This is a genomic window from Variovorax sp. Root434 (genome assembly GCF_001426595.1).
Taxonomy (GTDB): domain Bacteria; phylum Pseudomonadota; class Gammaproteobacteria; order Burkholderiales; family Burkholderiaceae_C; genus Variovorax.
Map to the genome: position 1 here is coordinate 790,614 of NZ_LMEK01000025.1, position 23,631 is coordinate 814,244.

The 23,631-nt window shown below is 68.5% G+C and carries 22 protein-coding genes; 14 read left to right on the forward strand and 8 right to left on the reverse strand.

Annotated elements, in window-relative coordinates:
• Nucleotides 1-256: 256 nt before the first annotated feature.
• Nucleotides 257-667 (reverse strand): rhodanese-like domain-containing protein, encoded by a 411-nt coding sequence (locus tag ASD05_RS24405; protein WP_056597772.1) that lies wholly within the window; start codon nt 665-667, stop codon nt 257-259.
• A gap of 177 nt (nt 668-844) precedes the next feature.
• Between ASD05_RS24405 and ASD05_RS24410 the strand changes: the two genes are divergently transcribed.
• The 3 genes from ASD05_RS24410 (at nt 845) to ASD05_RS24420 (ending at nt 4,740) form a co-directional block, all read left to right on the forward strand.
• On the forward strand, nt 845-1,954 hold the full coding sequence (locus tag ASD05_RS24410; RefSeq protein ID WP_056597776.1) for a TRAP transporter substrate-binding protein: 1,110 nt from the start codon (nt 845-847) through the stop codon (nt 1,952-1,954).
• A 124-nt stretch (nt 1,955-2,078) separates the two neighbouring features.
• Nucleotides 2,079-2,747 (forward strand): TRAP transporter small permease subunit, encoded by a 669-nt coding sequence (locus ASD05_RS24415; RefSeq protein WP_056597779.1) that lies wholly within the window; start codon nt 2,079-2,081, stop codon nt 2,745-2,747.
• 61 nt (nt 2,748-2,808) lie between these two features.
• Nucleotides 2,809-4,740, forward strand: a complete 1,932-nt coding sequence (locus tag ASD05_RS24420; protein ID WP_056597781.1) for a TRAP transporter large permease — start codon at nt 2,809-2,811, stop codon at nt 4,738-4,740.
• 8 nt (nt 4,741-4,748) lie between these two features.
• Here the strand turns inward: ASD05_RS24420 and ASD05_RS24425 are convergent, their stop codons facing one another.
• From ASD05_RS24425 to ASD05_RS24435, 3 genes are read right to left on the reverse strand one after another with little or no spacing between them, the layout of a single operon-like run.
• A complete protein-coding gene (locus ASD05_RS24425) occupies nt 4,749-5,192 on the reverse strand; it encodes a YeeE/YedE family protein (RefSeq protein WP_056597988.1) in 444 nt (147 codons plus the stop codon).
• A gap of 20 nt (nt 5,193-5,212) precedes the next feature.
• A complete protein-coding gene (locus ASD05_RS24430; RefSeq protein WP_056597783.1) occupies nt 5,213-5,650 on the reverse strand; it encodes a YeeE/YedE family protein in 438 nt (145 codons plus the stop codon).
• Nucleotides 5,651-5,652: 2 nt separating this feature from the next.
• On the reverse strand, nt 5,653-5,976 hold the full coding sequence (locus ASD05_RS24435) for an ArsR/SmtB family transcription factor (RefSeq protein WP_056597785.1): 324 nt from the start codon (nt 5,974-5,976) through the stop codon (nt 5,653-5,655).
• A gap of 75 nt (nt 5,977-6,051) precedes the next feature.
• On the opposite strand from ASD05_RS24435, the gene ASD05_RS24440 reads away from it, so the two are divergent.
• Nucleotides 6,052-6,963 carry an MBL fold metallo-hydrolase gene (locus ASD05_RS24440; protein WP_056597787.1) on the forward strand — a complete coding sequence of 304 codons (912 nt, stop codon included), beginning with the start codon at nt 6,052-6,054 and terminating at the stop codon, nt 6,961-6,963.
• 4 nt (nt 6,964-6,967) lie between these two features.
• Here the strand turns inward: ASD05_RS24440 and ASD05_RS24445 are convergent, their stop codons facing one another.
• Nucleotides 6,968-9,013, reverse strand: a complete 2,046-nt coding sequence (locus ASD05_RS24445) for a PEP/pyruvate-binding domain-containing protein (RefSeq protein ID WP_157610247.1) — start codon at nt 9,011-9,013, stop codon at nt 6,968-6,970.
• Nucleotides 9,014-9,154: 141 nt separating this feature from the next.
• On the opposite strand from ASD05_RS24445, the gene ASD05_RS24450 reads away from it, so the two are divergent.
• A complete protein-coding gene (locus ASD05_RS24450) occupies nt 9,155-11,098 on the forward strand; it encodes a DUF6600 domain-containing protein (RefSeq protein WP_056597789.1) in 1,944 nt (647 codons plus the stop codon).
• 77 nt (nt 11,099-11,175) lie between these two features.
• Nucleotides 11,176-12,534: a glutathione-disulfide reductase gene (gorA, locus tag ASD05_RS24455; protein WP_056597791.1), complete on the forward strand. Its 1,359-nt coding sequence runs from the start codon at nt 11,176-11,178 to the stop codon at nt 12,532-12,534.
• Here gorA and ASD05_RS24460 read toward each other — a convergent pair.
• Together ASD05_RS24460 and ASD05_RS24465 are read right to left on the reverse strand one after the other, a co-directional pair.
• A complete protein-coding gene (locus tag ASD05_RS24460) occupies nt 12,531-13,427 on the reverse strand; it encodes a ketopantoate reductase family protein (protein WP_056597793.1) in 897 nt (298 codons plus the stop codon). The genes gorA and ASD05_RS24460 overlap by 4 nt on opposite strands.
• Nucleotides 13,428-13,481: 54 nt before the next feature.
• Nucleotides 13,482-14,396: a LysR substrate-binding domain-containing protein gene (locus ASD05_RS24465; RefSeq protein ID WP_056597795.1), complete on the reverse strand. Its 915-nt coding sequence runs from the start codon at nt 14,394-14,396 to the stop codon at nt 13,482-13,484.
• Nucleotides 14,397-14,562: 166 nt separating this feature from the next.
• Between ASD05_RS24465 and ASD05_RS24470 the strand changes: the two genes are divergently transcribed.
• From ASD05_RS24470 to ASD05_RS24505, 8 genes are all read left to right on the forward strand, one after another.
• A complete protein-coding gene (locus tag ASD05_RS24470; protein ID WP_056597797.1) occupies nt 14,563-15,348 on the forward strand; it encodes an ABC transporter permease in 786 nt (261 codons plus the stop codon).
• A 6-nt stretch (nt 15,349-15,354) separates the two neighbouring features.
• A complete protein-coding gene (locus ASD05_RS24475; RefSeq protein ID WP_056597799.1) occupies nt 15,355-16,383 on the forward strand; it encodes an ABC transporter ATP-binding protein in 1,029 nt (342 codons plus the stop codon).
• A gap of 22 nt (nt 16,384-16,405) precedes the next feature.
• A complete protein-coding gene (locus tag ASD05_RS24480; protein ID WP_056597801.1) occupies nt 16,406-17,485 on the forward strand; it encodes an extracellular solute-binding protein in 1,080 nt (359 codons plus the stop codon).
• 5 nt (nt 17,486-17,490) lie between these two features.
• Nucleotides 17,491-18,312, forward strand: coding sequence for an ABC transporter permease (locus tag ASD05_RS24485; protein ID WP_056597803.1), 822 nt, complete (start codon nt 17,491-17,493; stop codon nt 18,310-18,312).
• A complete protein-coding gene (locus ASD05_RS24490) occupies nt 18,263-18,811 on the forward strand; it encodes a TIGR00725 family protein (protein ID WP_056597806.1) in 549 nt (182 codons plus the stop codon). The genes ASD05_RS24485 and ASD05_RS24490 overlap by 50 nt, the downstream gene beginning before the upstream one ends.
• A 315-nt stretch (nt 18,812-19,126) precedes the next feature.
• Nucleotides 19,127-20,644 carry an AMP nucleosidase gene (locus ASD05_RS24495; protein ID WP_042672838.1) on the forward strand — a complete coding sequence of 506 codons (1,518 nt, stop codon included), beginning with the start codon at nt 19,127-19,129 and terminating at the stop codon, nt 20,642-20,644.
• 125 nt (nt 20,645-20,769) lie between these two features.
• The gene (locus ASD05_RS24500; protein ID WP_200955482.1) at nt 20,770-21,780 is read left to right on the forward strand and encodes a Bug family tripartite tricarboxylate transporter substrate binding protein; all 1,011 of its coding nucleotides are present in this window, start codon (nt 20,770-20,772) and stop codon (nt 21,778-21,780) included.
• Between the two features lie 110 nt (nt 21,781-21,890).
• Nucleotides 21,891-22,898: a Bug family tripartite tricarboxylate transporter substrate binding protein gene (locus ASD05_RS24505; protein WP_056597809.1), complete on the forward strand. Its 1,008-nt coding sequence runs from the start codon at nt 21,891-21,893 to the stop codon at nt 22,896-22,898.
• Nucleotides 22,899-22,910: 12 nt separating this feature from the next.
• Here the strand turns inward: ASD05_RS24505 and ASD05_RS24510 are convergent, their stop codons facing one another.
• Nucleotides 22,911-23,603 (reverse strand): ArsR/SmtB family transcription factor, encoded by a 693-nt coding sequence (locus tag ASD05_RS24510; protein WP_056597993.1) that lies wholly within the window; start codon nt 23,601-23,603, stop codon nt 22,911-22,913.
• Between the last annotated feature and the right edge of the window lie 28 nt (nt 23,604-23,631).

Here is a 23,631-nt window from a genome sequence, read left to right on the forward strand (position 1 = left end):
GTCTCGAGGCCTGCCGAGGAATCGGCGGGCCTTTTTGCTTCTTTCGGGGGGCGTGCGAATGACACCGGGTACTCCCCTCCGCGAATGTCCTCCGGCCTTCGGCCTCCTCCTTTATTTCGCTGCGGGGAGCACCCGGTGCCATTCCCATCGATCACGCCGATGGGGTGCCTTGCGCAGCGAAATAAAGGGGGAGGCCGAAGGCCGGAGGACATTCGCGGAGCAAGGTACCCCGTCGGCGTGATCGCCCCCGAACGACTCAGTTCTGCTTCCAGGGCAACCCACGCTTGCGCCAGCCGCCGATGAGCCCACGGTGCCCCTGGTCGTCCGGATTCCCCTCGAAGCCTTCGAGGATGTTGTAAGCCTCCGCGCCCAGTTCGGTCGCGCGCTTGGCGGCCGCGATGGAGCGCACGCCGCTGCGGCACAGCAGCACCAGCTTCTTCTTGCCTTCGGCGGCGGCACGGATGCCGTCGTCGAACGCGGGGTTCATCGCCATGCCCGGCCACTGCTTCCACGCCAGCGGCACGGCGCCGGGTACGTAGCCGACCCATTCGCGCTCGGCGTCGGTGCGCACGTCGACCAGCACGGCCTCGCCGCTGGCCATCCACTGCGCCGCCTGCTCGGGCGTCACGTCGCCGGCATAGCCCTTGTTTTCCACGGGGTCGGTCATTCCTGCTTCCTTCTTTGCGATGCGGTTTTCGATTACCGGAATTCTTCACCAGTTCGTGAAAACCCTGTTTGTCGCGTTTTCTTGCGCGCCAAAGATGCGGCTTGGGCCTGCCGAACATAGCGACAAGACTGCGGGCAGGGTTTCTTCGTCATCAGAACTTGTTTGGAGAGAGACAACATGACAGACAGCAAATCACCCCGCCGCCGCAGTCTTCTCAAGGGTGCGGCCGTGGCCGCAGGCGCCATGTCGGCGCCGATGGTCAGCATGGCCCAGACCACTTCCCTGCGCTTCCAGAGCACCTGGCCGGCCAAGGACATCTTCCACGAGTACGCCAATGACTTCGCCAAGAAGGTCAATGACATGGCCGGCGGGCGCCTCAAGATCGAGGTGCTGCCCTCGGGCGCCGTGGTGCCCGCGTTCCAGCTGCTCGAAGCGGTGAACAAGGGCACGCTCGACGGCGGCCATGGCGTGGTGGCCTACCACTACGGCAAGAACTCGGCGCTCGCGCTGTGGGGATCGGGGCCGGGCTTCGGCATGGACGCCAACACGGTGCTGGCCTGGCACAACTACGGTGGCGGCAAGGCGCTGCTCGACGAGATCTACAAGAGCCTGAACATGGAGGTGGTGTCGTACCTCTACGGCCCGATGCCCACGCAGCCGCTGGGCTGGTTCAAGAAGCCGGTGGCCAAGGTGGAAGACATGAAGGGCCTGAAGTTCCGCACCGTCGGGCTGGCGGTCGACATGTTCACCGAGATGGGCACGGCGGTGAACCCGTTGCCCGGCAGCGAGATCGTGCCCGCGCTGGACCGCGGGCTGATCGATGCGGCCGAGTTCAACAACGCATCGAGCGACCGCGTGCTCGGCTTCCCGGATGTGGTGAAGAACTGCATGCTGCAGAGCTTCCACCAGTCGGGCGAGCAGTTCGAGGTGCTGTTCAACAAGGGCAAGTACGCCGCGCTGTCGCAGGAGCTGCGCTCGATCATCGACTACGCGGTGCAGGCCGCGAGCGCCGACATGAGCTGGAAGGCCGTGCAGCGCAACTCGCAGGACTACGCCGACATGAAGAAGGCCGGCATCAAGTTCTACAAGACGCCCGACGCGGTGCTGCGCGCGCAGCTTGCTGCATGGGACAAGACGGTGGAGAAGAAGTCCGGAGAAAACCCGCTGTTCAAGAAGGTGCTGGAGTCGCAGCGCACCTTCGCCGAGCGCGCGCTGCAGTGGCAAAACGACTACAGCGTGGATTTCAAGATGGCCTACACCCACTACTTCGGCAAGAAGAAGAGCTGACCCCCCAGGGCTTCGCGCACTTCGTGCCGCTTCTCCTTCCCCCTCCCAGGGGGCAACACCGGTGGCCCGGCGAAGCCGGTTCCACGGTGGTCCACGAACGGGCCTCTTCCATGCTCCTGCAGCCATGACCATCCAACGCCTCCTCCACGCCGTCGACCGGTTCAGCATGGTCGTGGGCAAGACCTTCTCTTGGCTCATCGTGGCGCTGATGCTGCTGGTGTGCGGCGAGGTGTTCAAGCGCTATGCGCTCAATGCGCCCACCGCCTGGATCTTCGATGCCAACAACATGCTCTACGGCACGCTCTTCATGATGGGCGGTGCCTACACGCTCTCGCAGGCCGGCCACGTGCGCGGCGACTTCCTCTACGGCAGCATGAAGCCGCGCACGCAGGCCGCGCTCGACCTCGTGCTGTTCGTGCTGTTCTTCCTGCCCGGCGTGGTGGCGCTCACCTGGTCGGGCTGGACCTATTTCGGCGAATCGCTGGCGATGCGCGAGCAGACCTTCAATGCCGACCCGATTCCGGTCTATCCGTTCAAGTTCGTGATCCCCGTGGCCGGCGCGGTGCTGTTGCTGCAAGGCATCGCGGAGATGGTGCGCTGCGTGCTGTGCCTGAAGACCGGCGCGTGGACGCCGCGCCTGAAGGACGCGGAAGAGATGGACGTGGTCGGCCAGCAGCTCGCGGGCAGCACCTATGTCGACGAGGCCGCCAAGCGCGAGGTGATCGACAAGGCCAAGGCCATCGAACAGGCCGCGCAGCAGCGCAAGAGCGATTCGACGGGAGGCAGCGTATGAACCCCCGCCCGGCCGCTCCGAAGGGGTCTCGCACCGCAGCGCGTCGCGCGGAGGTTACGAAATGAGCGAACCCGCACTCGGCCTTTCGATGCTCGGCCTGATCGTGGTCGTGATCATGCTGGGCTTTCCCACGGCATTCACGCTGATGGGGCTGGGCATGTTCTTCGGCTTCATCGCCTTCTACGATCCCGCCTTGCACTGGCTGGACAACAAGGTCTTCGACCTGATGGTGCAGCGCGCCTTCGGCGCCATGACCAACGAGACGCTGCTGTCCATCCCCCTCTTCGTGCTGATGGGCTACGTGATGGAGCGCGGCGCGCTGGTCGACAAGATGTTCCACAGCGTGCAGCTCGCGTTCCGCCGCGTGCCGGGCTCGCTGGCCGTGACCACGCTGATCGTCTGCACCTTCTGGGGCATCGCGAGCGGGCTGGTCGGCGCGGTGGTGGTGCTGATGGGCGTGATCGCGATGCGGCCGATGCTCAACGCGGGCTACGACACGCGGCTGGCGGCCGGCGTGATCACCGCGGGTGGCACGCTCGGCATTCTGATTCCGCCCTCGGTGATGATCATCGTGTACGCGGCGGTGGCCGGGCAGTCGGTGGTGAAGCTCTATGCGGCCGCCATGTTCCCGGGCTTCTTCCTCGCGTTTCTCTACCTGCTCTATGTGATCGGCTGGGCCATGCTGCAGCCCAAGGTGGCGCCCAGGCTGCCCCCCGACCAGCAGCGCGCACCGGTCACGCCGTGGGTCGCGCACATCGCGGCCAGCTACTCGCCGCGCATGCTGCCGGCACTGTTCGCGGCGGTGGTGTCGCCCGCGCGCGCCATGCGCGGCGCGGCGCAGGGCGTGCGCATCACGTGGTGGCTGCTGCTGCGCGGCCTGCTGAACGCGCTGGTGCCGCTGGCGCTCGCGGCCGTGACGCTGGGCTCGGTGTGGTGGTACGTAGCGATCTACTCGCAGAAGGACAACAACACGCCGGCCGCGCAGCAGCAGGCGACGCAGAAAACCGCGGCGGCGCAGCCCGAGGCCGCTTCGCCGTCCTCCTCCGGCACCGGGCTGGCCGAGCCGCCGACGTCCGGCGAACCGAAGGAGCCGGCATCGGAAGGCGGCCTGCAGGAGCCCCCCGGCGGTGTCGAGGAGCCGCCCGGCAGCGAAGCCGCTTCGGCCCCGCCGGCTGCGGAAGGCGGCCTGCAGCAGCTCGGCGAAGCCGTCGAGGCGCCGAAGACCGCCGCGGTGCCCGAGGCCTTCTACACAGGCTTCCTGCTCGCCAGCCTGTTCACGATCGCGCTGCTCGCCTGGTACTACTGGCGCATGGACGCGGAGCAGTTCGAGATCCTGCGCATGCTGGTGTCGTCGGTGATGCCGCTGGGCACGCTCACGCTGGTGGTGCTGGGCGTGATCCTGTTCGGCATCACCACCGCCACCGAGTCGGCCGCCGTTGGCGCGGCCGGCGCCTTCCTGATGGCCTGGCAAGCCGGCACGCTGGACTTCAAGAAGACCAAGGAGGCGGTGTTCCTCACGCTCAAGACCACGTCGATGGTCTGCTGGCTGTTCGTGGGTTCGGCGCTGTTCTCGGCGGTGTTCGCGCTGCTGGGCGGCCAGCGCATCATCGAGGAATGGGTGCTGGGCATGAACCTCAGCCCGCTGCAGTTCCTGCTGCTGTCGCAGGCGATCATCTTCGTGCTGGGCTGGCCGCTGGAATGGACCGAGATCATCGTGATCTTCGTGCCCATCTTCCTGCCGCTGCTCGCGCACTTCCAGATCGATCCGCTGCTGTTCGGCGTGCTGGTGTTCGTGAACCTGCAGGCGGCTTTCCTTTCGCCGCCGGTGGCGATGTCGGCCTTCTACCTGAAGGGAGTTTCGCCCTCGCACGTGACGCTCAACCAGATCTTCGCGGGGATGATGCCGTACATGCTGATCGTCATCCTGTGCATGGTGTTCATGTACATCTGGCCGGGGCTGACGCTGTGGCTGCCGCAGTATCTGTACGGCTGATGGCGCGCTCAGGCTGCGCCTGAAGCCGGGCGCAGCGCACGGCTGCGCTCGATCAGTTCGAACAGGCTCATGCCCAGCAGCATGGCGCCCACGAAGACCACGGCCTTGAACTCGCCAGTGCCGAGCGAGACCAGCGCGGGGCCGGGACAGAAGCCCGCCACACCCCAGCCAACGCCGAACAGCAGGCTGCCGCCGACCAGGCGGCGGTCGATCCGGCGCGCGGTGGGCAGCACGATCGGCGCGCCGAGCAGCGACAGCTTGCGCCGGCGCGCGAACAGGAAGGCGACGGCGCTCACGATCACCGCCCCGCCCATCACGAATGCGAGCGAGGGGTCCCAGGCGCCGGCAAGGTCGAGAAAACCGAGCACCTTGGCCGGATTGGCCATGCCGGAGACGATGAGGCCGAGCCCGAAGACCAGGCCGGCGAGCAGGGAGGCGATGACGGTCGGCATGAGGGCGAATCGCTCCTTCATCACAGGTTGAACAGATGGCGCGCCACGAACACCGTGGCGAATCCGGCTGCCATGAAAACCCCGGTGGCGGCCAGCGAACGCGGCGACAGCCGCGCCACGCCGCACACGCCGTGGCCGCTGGTGCAACCCGCACCGTAACGCGTGCCCACGCCCACCAGCAGGCCGGCCAGTGCGAGCGCGCCATAGCCGGCGTCGATCCGTGCCGCGGGCAGCACGGCGAACAGCCCGTAGGCGGCGGGTGCACCGACCAGTCCGAGCACGAAGGCCGCGCGCCAGGCCACGTCGCCCCTCACGGGGCGCAGCAAGCCGCCCAGCACGCCGCTGATGCCCGCGATGCGCCCGTTGAGCAGCACGAACATCGCCGCAGCGATGCCGATGAGAACGCCGCCGGCCAACGCGGTCCATGGCGTGAAATGGGGCCAGTCGATGGCGGGCATCTTCAGTCTTCCTTCGGGCAGTAGAGACGGTAGAGCACCGCGAGGATGTCGAGCAGCGCGGCATCGGCCACGCTGTAGTAGATGTTCTTGCCCTCGCGACGGGTACTGACCACGCCTTCCGCGCGCAGCACCGAGAGTTGCTGCGACAAGGTGGGCTGGCGGATGCCCAGCGCGCTTTCGAGGTCGCTCACGCACATCTCGCCCTGCGAGAGCTGGCACAGCAGCAGCAGCCGGTCTTCGTTGGCCAGCAGCTTGAGCACCGCGACCGCCTGGCGGGCACCGCCGCGCAGCACTTCGGGATCGATGACGAGGGTGGAAGCCTTCATGGGTGGCAATGTCGGTTGGTTTGCCAATATTATATCAATTCATATAATATCAACAGCTTGACTGAAGGAGTGCCCATGACGACGACCGCAGCGCCCCGCCGCACCACCACCCAGGCATTCTTCGATCCCGTGACGGGCACCGTGTCCTACGTGATCTGGGATCACGCCACGAAGCGCGCCGCGATCATCGATCCGGTGCTGGAGTACGACTTCAAGTCCGGCCACACCAGCACCGCCTCCGCCGATCGCCTGCTGGCCTATGTGCGCGCGCAGGCGCTACAGGTCGACTGGATCCTGGAGACCCACGCGCATGCCGACCACCTCTCGGGCGCGCGCCATGTGCAGTCGCAGGCCGGCGGGCGCATCGCCATCGGCGAACACATCCGCACGGTGCAGGCCACCTTTCGCACGCTCTACAACCTGGAGCGCGACTTCCTGCCCGACGGCAGCCAGTTCGACCATCTCTTCAAGGACGGCGAATCCTTCCGCATCGGCGACGCCGAGGCGGTCGCGCTCCTGGTGCCCGGCCACACGCCGGCCGACATGGCGTACCTCGTGGACGGCGCGGTCTTCGTCGGCGACACGCTCTTCATGCCCGACCTGGGCAGTGCGCGCGCCGACTTTCCGGGCGGCGATGCGCGCCAGCTCTACCGCTCGATGCACCGGCTGCTCGCCCTGCCGCCCGAGACGACCGTGTACGTCTGCCACGACTACCCGCCCGCCACGCGCGAGCCCCGCTGGCAGAGCAGCGTGGCGGAACAGCGCGCCCACAACATCCACGTGCGCGACGGCATCGGCGAAGAAGAATTCGTGCGCATGCGCACCGCGCGCGACGCCACGCTCGACGTGCCGACGCTGATCCTGCCGTCGATGCAGGTCAACGTGCGCGCCGGGCGATTTCCGCCGCCCGACGACAACGGGGTGGCCTACCTGCGCATTCCGCTTAACACCCTTCCGGTCCATCGAGGCGCGGCCGCCCCGCAGTAATAGCTCAGCGCCGCCGCTCCACGTACGGCCGCGCCTGCAGCAGCACGATGCGGTCGCCCACCGTCGCCCACTCGATGTCCTGGTCCACCGCGTTGAAGGTGCGCTTCACCGCTGCACCCACGTTGGCGAGGCGCACCACCAGCTCGTCGGTCAGCACATTGCGGCCCACCTCCACCGGCACTTCCTTCACGCCGCCTTCCTTGTCGAGCTGCAGCGACGTTTCTTCGGCCGAACGGCTCAGCACCTGGATCGCCTTCGACCAGCTCGAATACATCACCTGCTCCGCCACCCGCTGCCCCTCGACCACGCGGATGCCGATGCCGCGCTTGGCCGAGATGTAGGTGACGTGCGGATGCCCCGCGTCGAACGGGTCTCGCGTGATCATCACGCCGGCGTTGGTCGAGTCGATGGCGGTCTGCACGAACACCCCCATCAGCACCGATTCGGCGCCGAAGCCCGCGGCGCTGCGTGCCTCCCAGGCCTCGGGGTTGAAGACCGAGGCCCAGACCTTCTTCACCGCGACCTCGAGCGCATCGCCGGTCTTGACGTTGGGCACCGTGGTGTAGAGCCCCGCGCCGCTGAAGCCGGGCAAGTCTTCGGAGTTGGACGAGCTGCGCACGAACACGCCGCCGCCGCCCAGCTGCGACTGCCACGCGGCGCGCCAGCCGGCCGCGGTGGCGGCATCGACGGGCCATTGCACGATCTCGTCGCGCAGCTGCGCCAGCGCCTTCTGCCGGGCCTTCGGATCGCTCGCGAAGCCCGGCTGCTGCTGCATGCGCGCGATGCGTTCGGCCAGGCCGTTGGCGCGCATGAAGCGGTCGTAGTGCGCAAACGGAATGCAGAAGCCGTCGGGCACCGAGGTGCCCGGAATGTGCGCGGCCAGCATGGCGCCGAGGTTCGCGGCCTTGGTGCCGCACTGGGCGTTGTTGCGCGCGCGCAGCGAGGCCAGCGGCAGCAGGCGGGTTTCGCGCAGGTCGGGCCTGATGGCGCGCGCGCTGCCGGGCGTCGCGCCGGTGGCGGCGGTGCGCACGGCGCGCGGCGGCAGGGCGGCGATCTCTTCGGGCGCGAGGCGGCGCACCTCGTAGCCCGAGGCCGCCACCTTCAGTGCGACCCACTGGCCCGCGTGCGCCTTCAGCACCGTGGCGGCGTCGCGCACGTAGGCGTTCGGAATGCCCCAGCCCTTGGCCAGCAGGTTGACGTGCGACAGCGCGGTCGACGGCCGCTCGGTCAGCACGCCCGCCACCGGCGGCAGGCTGATCGGCACCTGCCGCAGCACGGCGATGTCGTCGGGCAAAAGTGCGTTGATGCCCGATTCGTCGTCCACGATGCGCACGCGGCCGGTGGCGGTGCCGAGGTTCATCGGCAAGAAAGGCTGCTCGCGGATCAGCGCCTCCTGGCTCACGAAGTCGATGCCGGACTCCTTCGCCACGCGTTCGTGCAGCGTGGAGTTGGTCTTGAACTTCACGGGCGCGAAGAAGCTGGCCTTGACCTGCGCGTCGGCCTGCCGCAGCAGCGGCGCAGTGAGCCGGTCGCCCTCCCAGAACTCGTAGGTGAAGGTGCCGATGTTCTGTTGCCAGCTCAGCGTGCCGAACAGGAAGCGGCGGTCGGGCACGAGGTAGTTGCGGTCGATCTCGCGCTTGATCGTGTTCGGCACGAGCCGGGTGTCGCGCAGGAAGCGCACGTGCAGCTGGTAGCGCGGCGTGTCGATGTAGTACATGCGCGCCGGCTTCGCCTGCCGGTCGACGGCGAACAGCACGTGCGCGAGCTGCATCGGCGTGCCGGCGTCGTAGACGCGCGCCAGCTGGTCGAAGTCGCCCTGGCTGCGCAGCGCGGGCAATGACGACGGCACCGCCGGGCGCGGCGCGAGCTGCGCGGCCGGGCCTTCGGGCAGCGGCTGGTTCTGCTGCTGGTAGTACGAGGGCTTGCGCGCCAGTTGGGCCGCGGCGGGCATGGACGCCAGAACCATGGCGAGCGCTGCGCCCAGCACGATCAAGCTATCGGTTTCGGAGCGCATGGCGCCCGTGGGGCGTGCGCGATCCTGGTTTTTCATGGAGATTTCTTCCTTACAGCCGGTTGCCGAATGCACGCGCGCTTCACCAAGCAGGGGGTTGGCGATGACAGCGGCAGCGGATTCTCGCGCGTTACAAATTCAGCGCTTTCGCATCGTCCCAACGACTGGGGAGAACACGCCATGAACCCATCCGCCATTTCCATGCATTCCGCCACGCTGCGCCGCTGGCTGCTCGGCCTGGCCATGCTGTGCGTCGGTCTCGCAGCCAGCGCCCAGGAGGACCCGCCGGGCCGCGTGGCCCGTCTCAACTTCCACCAGGGCACCATCAGCTTCGCGCCGGCCGGCGACGACAGCTGGTACGACGCGCAGCCCAACCGCCCCATCACCAGCGGCGACCGCCTCTGGACCGACCGCAACGCCCGCGCCGAGGTGTACATCGGCTCGGCAGCCCTGCGGCTCGACGGGCAGACGCACGTGGAGTTCTCCGAGCTCGACGACGACACGGCGCGCATCACCTCGAACCAGGGCAACCTGCAGCTGCGCGTGCGCGACGAACTGGCAGGCCAGCGCTTCGAGGTCGACACCGGCAACCTCGCGGTGGTGATCGACGCGCCGGGTGAATACCGCATCGCCTCCGATCCGGCCGCGGGCACCACCTGGGTGGCCGTGGCCTCGGGCCGCGCCACGCTCTACGGCGAGAACGGCCAATCGCAGTCGCTGGGCGCGCGCCAGCAGCTCACCGTGTCGGGCCGCGACCTCGCGGTCGTGGGCGGTGCGCCGCCGCAGGCTGGCGGCTTCGACGCCTGGGTGGCCGAGCGCAACCGCATCGAGGACCAGTCGGTCTCGGCGCGCTACGTGTCGCGCGAGGTGGTCGGCTACCTGCAGCTCGACAACTACGGCGACTGGCAGAACGACGCCATGTACGGCGACGTCTGGTTCCCGCGCAACGTCGATGCCGAATGGGCGCCGTACCGCGACGGCCAGTGGGTCAACGTCGCACCGTGGGGCCTGACCTGGGTCGATGCCGCGCCTTGGGGTTTCGCGCCCTTCCATTACGGCCGCTGGGCGCGCGTGGGTTCGCGCTGGGGCTGGGTGCCGGGGCGGACGAGCGGCCGGCCGGTGTATTCACCGGCGCTGGTCGGCTTCGTGGGCGGCGGTGCGAACGCGGGCGTCCAGATCGGCAACGGCCGCAGCGGCGTGGGCTGGTTCCCGCTGGCCCCGGGCGAGCAATGGCGCCCCGGCTACCACGCGAGCCAACGCTATGTGGACCAGGTGAACCGCATGGCCATCTACAACCGTCAGGCCGGGCCGCGCAACGACTTCTATGCCAACCAGCAGATGCCGGGCGCCGTGACCGTGCTGCCCGCCGACCGCTTCGGCCGCGGCCCCTTCGGCCGTCGCGACCTCGTGCGGCTGCCGGACGACCGCTTCGCGCGCGTGCCGGTGGCTCCCACGCCCGGCGTCGCGATCAACGGCTTCGGCGGCGGCTTCGGCCGGCCCGCCGCAGTGGTCCCACCGGCGGCGGCGCTGATGGCGCGGCAGCAGCAGATCCAGCTCCAGCAGGCGCAGCAGCAGCAACAGTTACAGCAACGACAGCAGATGGAATGGCAGCGCCAGCAGGGCGGGCGTCCGCAACAGGAATGGCGCCAGCAGCAGGATTGGCGGGCCCAACAGGACGGGCGCCAGCGCGGCGAACAGGAACGCTGGCAACAGCAACAGCAACAGCAACAACAACAACAACAGCAACAAGCGCTGCGCCAGCAACAGGAAATGCAGCAGCGCGCGGCGCAGGCGCAAGCCCAGCAGCAGCAACAGCTGCTTCAACAACAGCAACAGATGCAGCTGCAACAGCAACGCGCGGCCCAGCTGCAGGCCCAGCAACAACAACAGCAGCTTCGCCAGCAACAGGAAATGCAATTGCGCGCCGCACAGGCGCAGCAGCAGGCGCAAGCCCAGCTGCAGGCCCAGCAGAACGCGATGCGCCAGGCACAGGAGGCTCAGTTGCGCGCGATCCAGCAGCAGCGCGGCATCGCACCAGCGCCAACGCAGCAGCAGCCGCCGCAGCCGCAAGGCCAGCGCAGCGACGATCCGCGCAGGCTCTGGACCTCGCCCGACTCGCGCTGAACGCCAGCCGCCGCGCAAGTCCCGCCGAAAGCGCTTCCTTCGGCCTGCCGCTACAGTCGGCGGCCAAGGAGCCTTTCATGCCCACATTCGACTTCGATCTCTTCGTCATCGGCGGCGGCAGCGGCGGCGTTCGCGCCGCGCGCATGGCAGCGCAGACGGGCGCCCGCGTCGGGCTGGCCGAAGCCGCCGAACTCGGCGGCACCTGCGTCAACGTGGGCTGCATCCCGAAGAAGCTCTACAGCTATGCGGCCGGCTACGCTGAATCGTTCGAGGAAGCCGCCGGCTACGGCTGGAAGCTGTCCCACGCGCCGCAGTTCGACTGGGCGCACCTGAAGTCGCAGCGCGCAAAAGAGATCACGCGGCTCAACGGCATCTATGCCTCGCTGCTGAAGAACTCGGGCGTCACGCTCATCGCCGGCTGGGCGCAGCTGGCCGACGCCCACACGGTGGAAGTCGACGGCAAGCGCCACACCGCGCGCCACCTGCTGGTGGCCACCGGCGGCACGCCCTACGTGCCCGACATTCCGGGCCGCGAACACATCGTGAGCTCCGACGCGATGTTCGACCTCGACCCCTTCCCCAAGCGCCTGCTGGTGGTGGGCGGCGGCTACATCGCCTGCGAGTTCGCATCCATCTTCAACGGCCTCGGCGCCCAGGTCACGCAGCTGCACCGCCGCGCGCACCTGCTCACCGGCTTCGACGACGACGTGCGGCAGTTCCTTGCGAACGAGATGGGCAAGGCCGGCGTCGACGTGCGGCTGAACTGCGAAGCCGCCTCGGTCACGCGCGGGCCGCACGGGCTTGCCGTCACGCTGGCGCGCGGCCAGCAGATCGAGGCCGACACGGTGCTCTTCGCCACCGGCCGCGTGCCCAACACGCAAGGGCTCGGTCTCGAGGCGGCGGGCGTGAAGCTCGACGAGAACGGCGCGATCGCGGTCGACGCCCGCTACCGCAGCTCGGTGCCGTCGATCTACGCGGTGGGCGATGTCTCCACCCGTGTGCAACTCACACCGGTGGCGCTGGCCGAGGCGATGGTGGTGGTCGACGAACTCTTCGGCAAGGGCAAGCGCCGGCTCGACTACGAGTTCATTCCCACGGCCGTGTTCACGCACCCGAACATCGGCACCTGCGGCTACACCGAACTCGAAGCGCGCGCGAAGTTCGGCGAGGTCACGGTGTTCTCGAGCGAATTCAAGTCGCTGCGCCACACGCTGTCGGGCCGCAGCGAGCGCACATTCATGAAGCTGGTGGTCGAGAAGGCCACCGACCGCGTGGTGGGCCTGCACATGGTAGGCGCGGACGCGGGCGAAGTGGTGCAGGGCTTTGCGGTGGCGATGCGCGCCGGCGCGACGAAGGCGCTGTTCGACAGCACCATCGGCATCCACCCGACCGCCGCCGAAGAGTTCGTGACGATGCGCGAGCCGATGCCAGGCTAGCGCTGCTTGCCTTCGAGCAGCTTCACCATCACGAACAGCACGCGGTTCGCCGGCGTGGGCACGCCGCGCGCCTCGCCGCGGCGCACGACCAGGCCATTGAGGTGGTCGATCTCGCTGAGCTTGCCGCGCGCGAGGTCCTGCGCGGTGGACGAGTACTGCGATGGCATGGTCTGCGCGATGCCTCGCACAGCGGCGTCGGTGTCGCCGGGCACCACAACGCCCTCGGCCTTTGCGACGGCGAGGCACTCGGCCACCACGTCGCGGATCACGTCGGTCACGCCTGAGCCCTTCACGAGCACGCCATACGGCAGCTGCGTGATGGCCGACAGCGCGTTGTAGGCGCAATTCAGGATCAGCTTGGCCCACAGCGAGCCGCGCACGTTGTCCGAGATCTGCGTCGGCACGCCAGCGGCCACCAGATGCCGCGCCACTTCTTCGCTGCGGCGCGACGGCGCAATCACCAGTTCGCCGCGCCCGTTGTGCTTCACGTGGCCGGGCCCGGCCATGCCGGTCGCCACGTAGACGACGGCCGCGGCCACGTCGTTCGACGAAAGCACCGAGCGCACGCGCGTGTCGTTGTCCACGCCGTTCTGCAGCGTGAGCACCAGCGCGCCAGGCGACAGGTGCGGCCCGATCTGCGCAGCGGCCGATTCGCTGTCGGTGGACTTCACGCAGAACAGAACGAGGTCGGCGCCGTGCACTGCGCTGGCTTCGGTGCTGGCTGCCACCTTCACGAATTCGTCGAAGGCCTTGGTCTCCAGCCGAAGCCCGCTGGCGTTGACGGCCTCCACATGCGAGGGCCGCCCGATCAGCACCACCTCGTGTCCGGCGCGCGCCAGCATGGCGCCGTAGTAGCAGCCGACTGCGCCGGCGCCCATGACTGCGACTTTCATCGATCGTGTCCTTCGTTGTCTGTTCGGACCACGAGGTTACTCAACATGGCCGTTTCACGCCTCGGCCTCCACGCCGCGCGAGGCCGCGCCCTCTTGCAGCAGCCATTCGCGGAAAGCCGCGAACGCCGGCAGGTCGAGCCGGTCCGGCCGATAGCAGAGATAGTGCCCCTGGTTCACGCTCACCGGCGTGCCGCAGGGGCTCAGCAGCGAGCCTTCCGCCAATTCTTCCTGCACCAGCAGCCTGGGCACGAGCCCGATGCCCAGTCCGTTGAGCGCTGCCTGGATCAACGCGGAGTACTGCGCGAAGCGCGGGCCGGCCACGGTCTGCACCTCCGGCACGCCGTGCTGCGCGGCCCACTGGCGCCACGCGGTCGGCGCGCCCTCGTGGTGCAGCAGCGTGTGGCCGAGGATGTCGGCGGGCTGCGCGATGCGGTGCCGCCCTTCGACCAGCGAGCGCGCCACGATCAGCACGAACTCGCGCCCCGCGATGTATTCGGACACCACGCCGGGCCAGCCGTCGGGGCCGTAGCGGATGGCCGCATCCACGCCCGCCGGAATGCCGTCGCTCGGCTCCAGGTGGCGGCTGAAGCTCAGCATCACGTGGCGGCTCTTCTGGCTGAAGGCGGGCAGCCGCGGAATCAGCCACTTGGTGAGGAAGGTGGGCACGCTCGCCAGCGTGAGAAGCCCGGCGCCCGCATCGCCTGAGCGCGCCTCGAAGGTCGCCGTTTCAATCGCTCGCAGCCCACCCGAAATCTTTTGCCAGTACACGCGCCCTTGGGGAGTCAGCTGCACGCCGCGTCCGTTCTTCTGCAGCAGTTCGCGGCCGAGGAGAGCTTCGAGCCCCGCAATCTGCTTGCTGACCGCGCTCACGGTGATGCACAGGGCGCCCGCCGCGAGCGTGATGCTCTGGTGGCGCGCCACCGCGTCGAAGGCCAGCAGCTCCTGGATGGTGGGACAGTCGCGCTTCATGCATGGCCTCGCTGTGTGAAAGCTGCGTGAAAAACACTTTCCGATTGCTCAAGTGTCGTCATCCAACTTTCACCCATAAGTTCGCATGTGCTTTCTAGAATTCGAAGCATCGCGGCGGCATGGCCGGCGCAGACAGTAGCGCATCCGGAAAGTATGCCGGGCGCCAATGACACTGGAGACAACCTTGGTTCGCGGCATCTCGCTCATCTACGGCCTGTACCTGCTGCTGCCCATCGCCCTGCTGCTCGTCGGCAGCGCGGGCGGCAACTGGACCAACACGCTGCTGCCCACGGGCATCACCGGGCAGTGGTATCTCGACCTCTGGCTCGACACCTCGTTCCGCAAGGCCTTCGTGAGCAGCCTTGTGGTCGCCATGGCGGCCTGCGCCATCAACACCGTGCTGGCGCTGCCGCTGGCCTATGCGCTGTACCACGGCGCGCGGCGCGGCGGCAGCCTGGCAGCGCGGATCGTGAGCGCCACGCCGGTGGCGGTGCCGGCCATCACGCTGGCCTTCGGCTACATGATCGTGTTCAACACCGACCTCGCGCCCTGGCTGGGCTCGATGCCGCTGCTGATCGCGGCGCACGCGATCCTCACGCTGCCCTATCTCACCAACACGCTGCTGACCGACCTGCGGCACCTCGACCTGGGCCGGCTCGAGCAGGCCGCGGCCACGCTCGGCGCCTCGGGCTGGCAGCAGTTCACCGGCATCGTGCTGCCGAGCCTGCGCCAGAGCCTGATCAGCGGGCTGGTGATGGTGGCCGCGATATCGGTGGGCGAGTTCGGCGTGTCGAACCTGCTCACGAGTTTCCAGAACCGCACCTACCCGGTCGTGCTGCTGCAGGCCTTCTACGGCGCGACGGGCTTTGCGTGCGCGGCCACGGTGATTCTTCTGGTGCTGGCGAGCGCGTCGGCGCTTCTTTCTTCCTCCCTGGTGAAGCAACGCGCGTAACCGACCATGAGCCTCCTCCTCGACAACGTCAGCTACAACTACCCCGGCAGCACGCACGGCCTGCACGACGTATCGCTCGACGTGCGCACGGGCGAGCTGGTCGCGGTGATCGGTCCGAGCGGCTCGGGCAAGTCGACCTTGCTGAAGCTCGTGGCGGGCCTGGAAACGGGCCACACCGGGCGCATTGCGCTCGGCGGCGACGACATGTCGCGCACGCCGGTGCACCAGCGCCACATCGGCATGGTGTTCCAGAGCTATGCGCTCTTTCCACACCTGAGCGTGCTCGACAACGTGGCCTACGGGCTCAAGCTGCGCAAGGTAGGTACTGGCGAGCGCCGCAAGCGTGCGCAGGAGCTGCTCGACATCGTGGGGCTCGGCGACTACGCGCAGCGCGCGGTCGCTCGACTCTCGGGCGGCCAGCAGCAGCGCGTGGCATTGGCGCGCGCGCTGGCCATCGATCCGCGCGCACTGCTGCTCGACGAGCCGCTGTCGGCGCTCGACGCCAGCGTGCGCGGCCACCTGCGCGACCAGATCCGATCCCTTCAGCAGCGCTTCAACGCCACCACGCTGCTCGTCACACACGACCAGGAAGAAGCGCTGGTGATGGCCGACCGCGTGGCCATGCTCAAGGACGGCCGGCTGCTGCAGATCGCCACGCCACGCGACATCTACGAGAACCCCGCGAGCCGCGCGGTGGCCGAGTTCGTCGGGCTCTCGACGATCCTGCCCGCGAAGGTGGCCTCGCCGGGCCGGCTGGACCTGGGCTTTGCCGAGCTCTTCGCCGAGACGGGCAGCCGCTCCAACGGCTGCCCGGTGCATGTGCTGGTGCGCCCCGAACACATCCGGGCCGACCCGACGCCCGACGCGGTGAACCGTCTCGCGGGCCGCACCGGCGCACAGCGCTACCTGGGGGCGCTCACGCGCTACGACTTCGAAGTGCAGGGGGCGCCCAAGCCCTTCCTCGCCGAGTCGCCCGCGCCGGCCGCCGAAGCCATTGCCATCGCGCCCGAACACCTCCGTTTACTCGACCACTGATCTTTTCCTCCAAGGAGCCACCATGCAACGCAGACATCTGATCCAGGCCGCCGGCGCACTGCCGCTGGCCACGCTCGCGGCCCGCACCGCCTTCGCCTTCGACGGCCCCGAGCTCTACGCGGGCGAGAAGGCGCTGTACGCCGAGGCGCAGAAGGAAGGCCTGTGCGTCTCCTTCGACACCGGCCCCGAGTGGGCCAACTGGAAGTCGCTGTTCCGCGACTTCAAGAAGCGCTACCCCGAGATCGAACTGACCTACAACGACATCGGCTCGGCCGCCACCGTGGTCGCGCTCGAGAAGACCAAGCGCCGCCCGCAGGCCGACACCGCCTACTACTTCGCCGCCTCGGCCGTCGATGCCGCGAAGAAGGACGTGGTCGCGCCCTTCAAGCCCGTCAACTTCGACAAGCTGCCCGCGGTGTTCCGCGAGGCCGAGGGCCGCTGGTTCACCATCCACACGCTCAACATCGCCTTCCTGGTCAACAAGAAGCTGGTGAAGAACGTGCCCACGGGCTGGGCCGACCTGCTCAAGCCCGAGTTCAAGAGCACGGTGGTCTACCTCGACCCGCGCTCCACCGGCATCGGCCAGGTGCTGACCTTTGCCGCGGCCTACGCCAACGGCGGCAGCGTCGACAACGTGCAGCCCGGCACCGACTACCTGGGCAAGCTGCATGCGGCTGGCAACGTGCTGCGCGTGGAAGGCACCACGCCCTACGCCAAGTTCCTCAAGGGCGAGATCCCGGTGTGGATCAGCTACGAGAACGACGGCCTCAAGGCCAAGCATGTCGACGGCATGGGCGACGCTGTGGAAGTCGTGATCCCGAAGGAAGCCAGCGTGGCCGCGCCCTACGCCATCAGCCTCGTGAAGAACGGCCCGAACCCGAACGCCGGCAAGCTGTGGCTCAACTTCATCATGAGCGAGGCCGGCCAGTCGCTGTTCGCGCAGGGCTTCGTGCGCCCCGCCGTGCCGGGCACGCCGCTGTCGGCCGATGTCGCGGCCAAGATGCCGGCCGCGCCGCAGATCCGCCCGCTCGACGTGGTGAAGGCTTCGGAGCGCAAGGCCGAGGTCGACAAGCTCTGGGCCCAGGCTGCGTTGGGGAAGTAATCAGCATGCGACGCTTTGGCGCCTGGCCCGCGTGGGCCTTCATGGCGCTGTTCTTCGCGGTGCCGCTCGCGGCGCTGCTGCCCGAAGCCTTCGGCGAAGGCGGCAGCGCGTTCGGGCGGCTGTTCGGCAATCCGCTGTTCCTCGGCGCGCTGCGCAACACGCTGGGCCTTGGCCTCGCGGCGGGCGCGATCTCTGCGCTGGTGGGCACCTGCATCGCGATCGAACTGGCGCGCCAGCCTGTGGCGCGGCGCCAATGGATGATGACCTTGCTGGGGCTGCCGCTCGCCTTCTCGGGGCTGGTGATTGCCTACGGCTTCATCCTGGCCTTCGGGCGCGCGGGCTTCGTGACGCAGCTGCTCGCGGGCCTGGGCGCGGACCCGGCGGCCATCGGCAGCTGGATCTACAGCGTGTCGGGCCTGGGCTTCGCGTATGCCTACTACCTGATTCCGCGCGTGGCGCTGTCGCTGTACCCGGTGTTCGCGAACCTCGACCTGCGCCCCGCGCAGGCGGCGCGCACGCTGGGTGCTTCGCGCTCGCGCGCCTTCCGGGACACGGTGGTGCCCGAGGTGCTGCCCTCGGTGTTGTCGAACGCCTGCATGGTGGCCGCGATAGCGATGGGCACCTACGGCACGGCGCTGGCGCTGGTGGGCACGCAGCTCAACATCCTGCCGCTGATGCTGCTCGCGCAGGTCGGCGACGGTGGGTCCGATTTCGCGGTGGCGGCGGCCTTGTCGCTGGTGCTGATGGTGGTGTGTGTGATCGTGATGGGAGTGGGCGATGTCTTTACGCGAAGGCGCGAGCGCGGTGCTGTCGGCGCCGGTCACTGAGGCGCTGACGCGCCTGGCGCAGAAGCAGTGGGGGCCGGCGCGCCACCGCCAGCCGGTGGCCATCATCGGTCCCGGCGACGGCGGCCCGGCGGAGTGCGAGGCGGCCTATGCCGTGGCGCATGCGCTGGCCGGCGCGGGCATGGCGGTGGTCTGCGGCGGGCGCGGCGGCGTGATGGCCGCAGCCTCGCGCGGTGCGGTGGAAGCCGGCGGCATCGCCGTGGGCATCCTGCCCGAGGACGACGACCGCAACGCCAACGAATGGCTCAGCGTAGCCATTCCCACAGGCATGGGCGAGATGCGCAACGGCATCGTCGCGCGCAGCGGCGTGTGCCTGGTCGCCATCGGCGGCAACATGGGCACGCTGTCGGAGATGGCGATGGGGCTCAAGTGGGGCAAGCCGGTGTTCGTGATGCACGGCGATATCGAGCTGCCGGGCGCGGTGCAGGCCGCGGATGTGAACGACATGCTGGGCAAGGTGCTGGGCTGTCTGTTGGCTTGAGAGGCCGTGCGGGGGACATTCGGGGTACGTGCGCAGGACACCGGGTACTCCCCTCCGCGAATGTCCCCCGGGCTTCGCCCTCCTCCTTTATTTCGCTGCGGGGAGCACCCGATGCCCTGCGCACGAGGGCACGCTGCTGGTTTGCGGCCGATCAACCAGTGCTCTGAACGATCACGACGGCGGGGTGCCTTGCGCAGCGAAATAAAGGGGGAGCCCGAAGGGCGGAGGACATTCGCGGAGCAAGGCACCCCGTCGGCGTGATCGCGCCCCGAACAACGCAGCGACCAACACCGCAGCCATTGCACAATGACAGGCATGCCCTACATGCCCACCTTCGTCGCCCCCGCCCGCTTCACCGACGCCGCCGCCGCACTCGAACAGGTCAAGACCATCTACCAGGGCGGCCTGGCCCACCTGCGCGAATCGATGCTGCGCTTCGTTGCCGGCGAGGCGCTGCCGGGCCGGGTGCGGGCCTGCTACCCCTTCGTGCGGGTGCACACCCATACCGTCTCGCGCCACACGCCGCCTGCCAATGCCGGGCTGAGCTACGGCTTCGTGGCCGGCCCCGGCCGCTACGAGACCACGCTGACGCGGCCCGACCTGTTCTCGCGCTACTACCTCGACCAGTTCCGCCTGCTGCTGGAGAACCACCAGGTCGAGCTCGAGGTGGGCACCAGCACGCAGCCCATTCCGATCCACTTCTCCTTTGCCGAGAACGACCACATCGAAGGCACCATGAGCGCCGAGCGCCGCGCCCTGATGCGCGACGTGTTCGACCTGCCCGACCTGGGCGTGATGGACGACGGCATCGCCAACGGCACCTACGAGGCGCGCGATGGCGAGGCGCAGCCCCTGTCGCTGTTCACGGCCGCGCGGGTGGACTACTCGCTGCACCGCCTGCGCCACTACACGGGCACCGCGCCCGAGTGGTTCCAGAACTTCGTCTTGTTCACCAACTACCAGTTCTACATCGACGAGTTCGTGCGCCTGGGCCACGAGGCAATGGCCGACGAGAACAGCGAGTACGTCGCCTTCATCGAGCCCGGCAACGTGGTCACGCGCCGGCGCGGGCTGCCGGCCGGTTCGAGCAGCACCTACGGCCACCTGCTCGACGGCAGCCAGGGCACCGCGCCGCCGCGGCTGCCGCAGATGCCGGCCTACCACCTGGTGCGCGAGGACTGCAGCGGCACCACGATGGTCAACATCGGCGTCGGCCCGGCCAATGCCAAGACCATCACCGACCACATCGCGGTGCTGCGCCCGCATGCCTGGATGATGCTGGGCCACTGCGCCGGCCTGCGCAACACGCAGCAGCTCGGCGACTACGTGCTGGCGCACGCCTACGTGCGCGAAGACCACGTGCTCGACGAGGAGCTGCCGCTGTGGGTACCGATTCCGGCGCTGTCGGAAATCCAGCTCGCGCTGGAAAAAGCCGTGGCCGACATCACACGCTACGAAGGCCCCGACCTCAAGAAGATCATGCGCACCGGCACCGTGGCCAGTACCGACAACCGCAACTGGGAGCTGCTGCCCGGCAACCAGCCGCAGCGCCGCTTCAGCCAGAGCCGGGCCGTGGCGCTCGACATGGAAAGCGCGACCATCGCGGCCAACGGCTTCCGCTTCCGCGTGCCCTACGGCACCCTGCTGTGCGTGAGCGACAAGCCGCTGCACGGCGAGATCAAGCTGCCCGGCATGGCCAACCACTTCTACCGCGAACGCGTGGAGCAGCACCTGCGCATCGGCATGCGGGCCATCGACATCCTGCGCGCGGAAGGCTCGACACGGCTGCACAGCCGCAAGCTGCGCAGCTTCGACGAGGTGGCGTTTCAGTAAGAAGAAGGGCTCCAGCAGGGCCCTGGAAGAGCGCGGGCCTCAGGGTTTGTCCTGCCCGCCGCGGCGCGGGATCGCCGCGTTTCGCGGACATCATCTGGTTGGCCCTACAGACAACCGGAAAAAAGATGCCCCAGTCGCCTTCCGTTCCCCTCTCCCGCCGCAGCTTCTCGGCATGGATCGCGGCCTCGGCCGCAGCAGTCGGCACAGGGCATGCCGCCCTCTGGCCGCACGCCGCGCACGCCGCCGACGCGCCCGTGAGCAGCAAGCTGCGCATCGTGATTCCCGCCAACGAAGGCGGCGGCTGGGACCAGACCGGCCGCGCGCTCGGCGCCGCGATGCTGGCCTCCGGCGCGGTCGGCAGCGTGGTGTACGAGAACGTCGGCGGCAAGGGCGGCACCATCGGCCTGGCGAAGTACGCCGAGAAATACGATGCGGACCCCGACACGATCCTGATGAGCGGCATGGTCATGGTCGGCGCGGTGGCGCTGCAGAAGCCTGCCGTCACCATGGCCCACGTGGCGCCCATCGCCCGCCTTACCAGCGACTACGAGGTGGTGGCGGTGAAGGCCGATTCGCCCATCAAGACACCCAAGGACCTGATCGCGCAGCTGCGCGCCGATGCGGCCAACACCGTCATCGCGGGCGGCTCGGCCGGCGGCGTGGACCACATGTACGCCGGCATGCTGGCGCGCGTGGCCGACGCCTCGCAGACGCTGGTCTACCAGGCGCACCCCGGCGGCGCGGAAGTGGTCGAGGCGCTGGAAAGCGGCAAGGCCGCGGCGGGCATCTCGGGCTACAGCGAGTTCGGCGAAGGCCTGGCCAGCGGCAAGCTGCGCGCCATCGGCGTGTCGTCGAAGCGACCGTTCCAGGGCATTGCGTCGGTGCGCGAACAGGGCGTCGATGCCGACCTCGCCAACTGGCGCGGCGTGCTCACCGGCCGCAAGGTACCGCCTTACCGCAAGGCAGCGCTGCTGACGGTGGTGCGGCGCGCCACCGCCACCGATCTGTGGCAGAAAACCATCAAGCAGAACAACTGGGACCCCTTCTGGATGGAGGGCAAGGACTTCGAGAACTTCCTCGAACTCGACACGGCGATGGCCGGTCCGCTGATCTATCTGCTCAAGCTGAAAGCCTGAGGGGCAACGGCGCTGCTCAATTCCAAGGGTTTTCCCTAGATGTAAAACTTGAGGAGGTTGCTCGTTTTTCGGACATCATCCAGTTACCTTTGTAGACAACTGGAAACAAAATGCCGCATCCCGTGCCAGCAGGCCTTTCTCGCCGCAGCCTCGCTGCATGGTTGGCATCGGCCGTCGTCGCGGGCGTGGTGCCAGAAGCGTTCTGGCCCCGGTTGGCTGGCGCGGCCGAACCGCAGCTGATCCCCAAGCTGCGCATCGTCATTCCCGCCAACGAAGGCGGCGGCTGGGACCAGACCGGCCGCGCACTCGGTGCCGCCATGGTGGCGTCGGGCGCGGTGGGCGATATCGCCTACGAGAACATCGGCGGCAAGGGCGGCACCATCGGCCTGGCGAAGTACGTAGAGAAATACGATGCCGACCCCGACACCCTGCTGATGAGCGGCATGGTCATGGTCGGCGCGGTCGCGCTGCAGAAGCCCGCCGTCACCATGGCGCAGCTCGCGCCGGTGGCGCGGCTCACCAGCGACTACGAGGTGGTGGCGGTGAAGGCCGACTCGCCCATCAAGACGCCGAAGGACCTGATCGCGCAGCTGCGCGCCGATGCCGCCAAGACGGTCATCGCCGGCGGCTCGGCCGGCGGCGTGGACCACATGTACGCCGGCATGCTGGCGCGCGTGGCCGGCAACGCGGCCGCGCTGGTCTACCAGCCGTACCCCGGCGGGGCACAAGTGGTCGAGGCGCTGGAAAGCGGCAAGGCGGCCGCCGGCATCTCGGGCTTCAGCGAATTCAGCGAAGGCCTGGCCAGCGGCAAGCTGCGCGCCATCGGCGTATCGGCCAAGCGCTCGTTCATGGGCATTCCGGCGGTGCGCGAACAGGGCGTGGACGCCGACCTCGCCAACTGGCGCGGCGTGCTCACCGGCAAGAAGGTCACGGCCGAGCGCAAGGCCGTGCTGCTCGAAGCCGTGCGCCGCGCCACCATGGCCGAACTCTGGCAGAAGACCATCAAGCGCAACAACTGGGACGCGTACTGGATGGCGGGCAAGGACTTCGAGAGCTTCCTCGAACTCGACACGGCAATGGCCGGCCCGCTGATCTACCTGCTCAAGCTCAAAGCCTGATCGCCCGGCGCTTCAAGAAAAAAGCTCCGGCATCTCGCGCTGCGCCTTCGGCGTGAGGGTGAGCGCCCGCCCGTCCAGCTCCTGCCGTACCCATCCCCGGCGCAGCGACAGCTGCAGCCATGCGGCACCCAATGCGCCGCCCAGGTGCGGCCGGCGTTCACTCCAGTCCAGGCAGGCGCAGGCAAAGCGCCGGCGCGAGCGGCGCACCGCATCGACCTCGACGCCCAGGCTCTCCAGCGCGATCGCGCCTTCGGGCGTGAGCTCGTACGAGCCGCTCTGCAGGCCGCTGAGCCAGCCCTGGGCGTGCAGCCGGTCGTGCAGCGCGACGCCCGCCGTGCCCGCCATGTGGTCGTAGCAGGTGCGCGCGCTGCGCAGGCGGCTCGGCGTGCTCGGCTCGAACCCGGGTGTGCGCGGCGTGCCCGCCACCACCATCAGGCTTTCGAGCGCGGCGGCGACGTCGTCGCTGGCGAGGCGGAAGTAGCGGTGCTTGCCCTGCACCAGCAGCTCGACCAGCCGCTCGTCCTTCAGGCGCGCGAGGTGCGCGCTGGCGGTCGACGCGGCCACCTCGGCGACGGTGGCGAGCTCGGTGGCGGTGCGCGCGTGGCCGTCCATCAGGCAGCTCAGCATGCGGGCGCGCGCCGGTTCGGCGATGGCGCCGGCCAGGCGGGCCAGCTGCAAATCGGCGGAGGAGGAAAGGGTGTCCATGCGCGCATCGTAGAACGACGCTGCATCC

Bases quoted from the DNA above. Each gene is read 5' to 3' on its own strand.
- ASD05_RS24510 (WP_056597993.1), bottom strand. From the start codon at position 23,603: ATGGACACCCTTTCCTCCTCCGCCGATTTGCAGCTGGCCCGCCTGGCC.
- ASD05_RS24490 (WP_056597806.1), top strand. From the start codon at position 18,263: ATGTCTTTACGCGAAGGCGCGAGCGCGGTGCTGTCGGCGCCGGTCACT.
- ASD05_RS24450 (WP_056597789.1), top strand. From the start codon at position 9,155: ATGAACCCATCCGCCATTTCCATGCATTCCGCCACGCTGCGCCGCTGG.
- ASD05_RS24415 (WP_056597779.1), top strand. From the start codon at position 2,079: ATGACCATCCAACGCCTCCTCCACGCCGTCGACCGGTTCAGCATGGTC.
- ASD05_RS24460 (WP_056597793.1), bottom strand. From the start codon at position 13,427: ATGAAAGTCGCAGTCATGGGCGCCGGCGCAGTCGGCTGCTACTACGGC.
- ASD05_RS24430 (WP_056597783.1), bottom strand. From the start codon at position 5,650: ATGCCCGCCATCGACTGGCCCCATTTCACGCCATGGACCGCGTTGGCC.
- ASD05_RS24500 (WP_200955482.1), top strand. From the start codon at position 20,770: ATGCCCCAGTCGCCTTCCGTTCCCCTCTCCCGCCGCAGCTTCTCGGCA.
- ASD05_RS24410 (WP_056597776.1), top strand. From the start codon at position 845: ATGACAGACAGCAAATCACCCCGCCGCCGCAGTCTTCTCAAGGGTGCG.
- ASD05_RS24440 (WP_056597787.1), top strand. From the start codon at position 6,052: ATGACGACGACCGCAGCGCCCCGCCGCACCACCACCCAGGCATTCTTC.
- ASD05_RS24425 (WP_056597988.1), bottom strand. From the start codon at position 5,192: ATGCCGACCGTCATCGCCTCCCTGCTCGCCGGCCTGGTCTTCGGGCTC.
- ASD05_RS24435 (WP_056597785.1), bottom strand. From the start codon at position 5,976: ATGAAGGCTTCCACCCTCGTCATCGATCCCGAAGTGCTGCGCGGCGGT.
- ASD05_RS24505 (WP_056597809.1), top strand. From the start codon at position 21,891: ATGCCGCATCCCGTGCCAGCAGGCCTTTCTCGCCGCAGCCTCGCTGCA.
- ASD05_RS24475 (WP_056597799.1), top strand. From the start codon at position 15,355: ATGAGCCTCCTCCTCGACAACGTCAGCTACAACTACCCCGGCAGCACG.
- ASD05_RS24445 (WP_157610247.1), bottom strand. From the start codon at position 9,013: ATGAAAAACCAGGATCGCGCACGCCCCACGGGCGCCATGCGCTCCGAA.
- ASD05_RS24480 (WP_056597801.1), top strand. From the start codon at position 16,406: ATGCAACGCAGACATCTGATCCAGGCCGCCGGCGCACTGCCGCTGGCC.
- gorA (WP_056597791.1), top strand. From the start codon at position 11,176: ATGCCCACATTCGACTTCGATCTCTTCGTCATCGGCGGCGGCAGCGGC.
- ASD05_RS24495 (WP_042672838.1), top strand. From the start codon at position 19,127: ATGCCCTACATGCCCACCTTCGTCGCCCCCGCCCGCTTCACCGACGCC.
- ASD05_RS24470 (WP_056597797.1), top strand. From the start codon at position 14,563: ATGACACTGGAGACAACCTTGGTTCGCGGCATCTCGCTCATCTACGGC.
- ASD05_RS24485 (WP_056597803.1), top strand. From the start codon at position 17,491: ATGCGACGCTTTGGCGCCTGGCCCGCGTGGGCCTTCATGGCGCTGTTC.
- ASD05_RS24405 (WP_056597772.1), bottom strand. From the start codon at position 667: ATGACCGACCCCGTGGAAAACAAGGGCTATGCCGGCGACGTGACGCCC.
- ASD05_RS24465 (WP_056597795.1), bottom strand. From the start codon at position 14,396: ATGAAGCGCGACTGTCCCACCATCCAGGAGCTGCTGGCCTTCGACGCG.
- ASD05_RS24420 (WP_056597781.1), top strand. From the start codon at position 2,809: ATGAGCGAACCCGCACTCGGCCTTTCGATGCTCGGCCTGATCGTGGTC.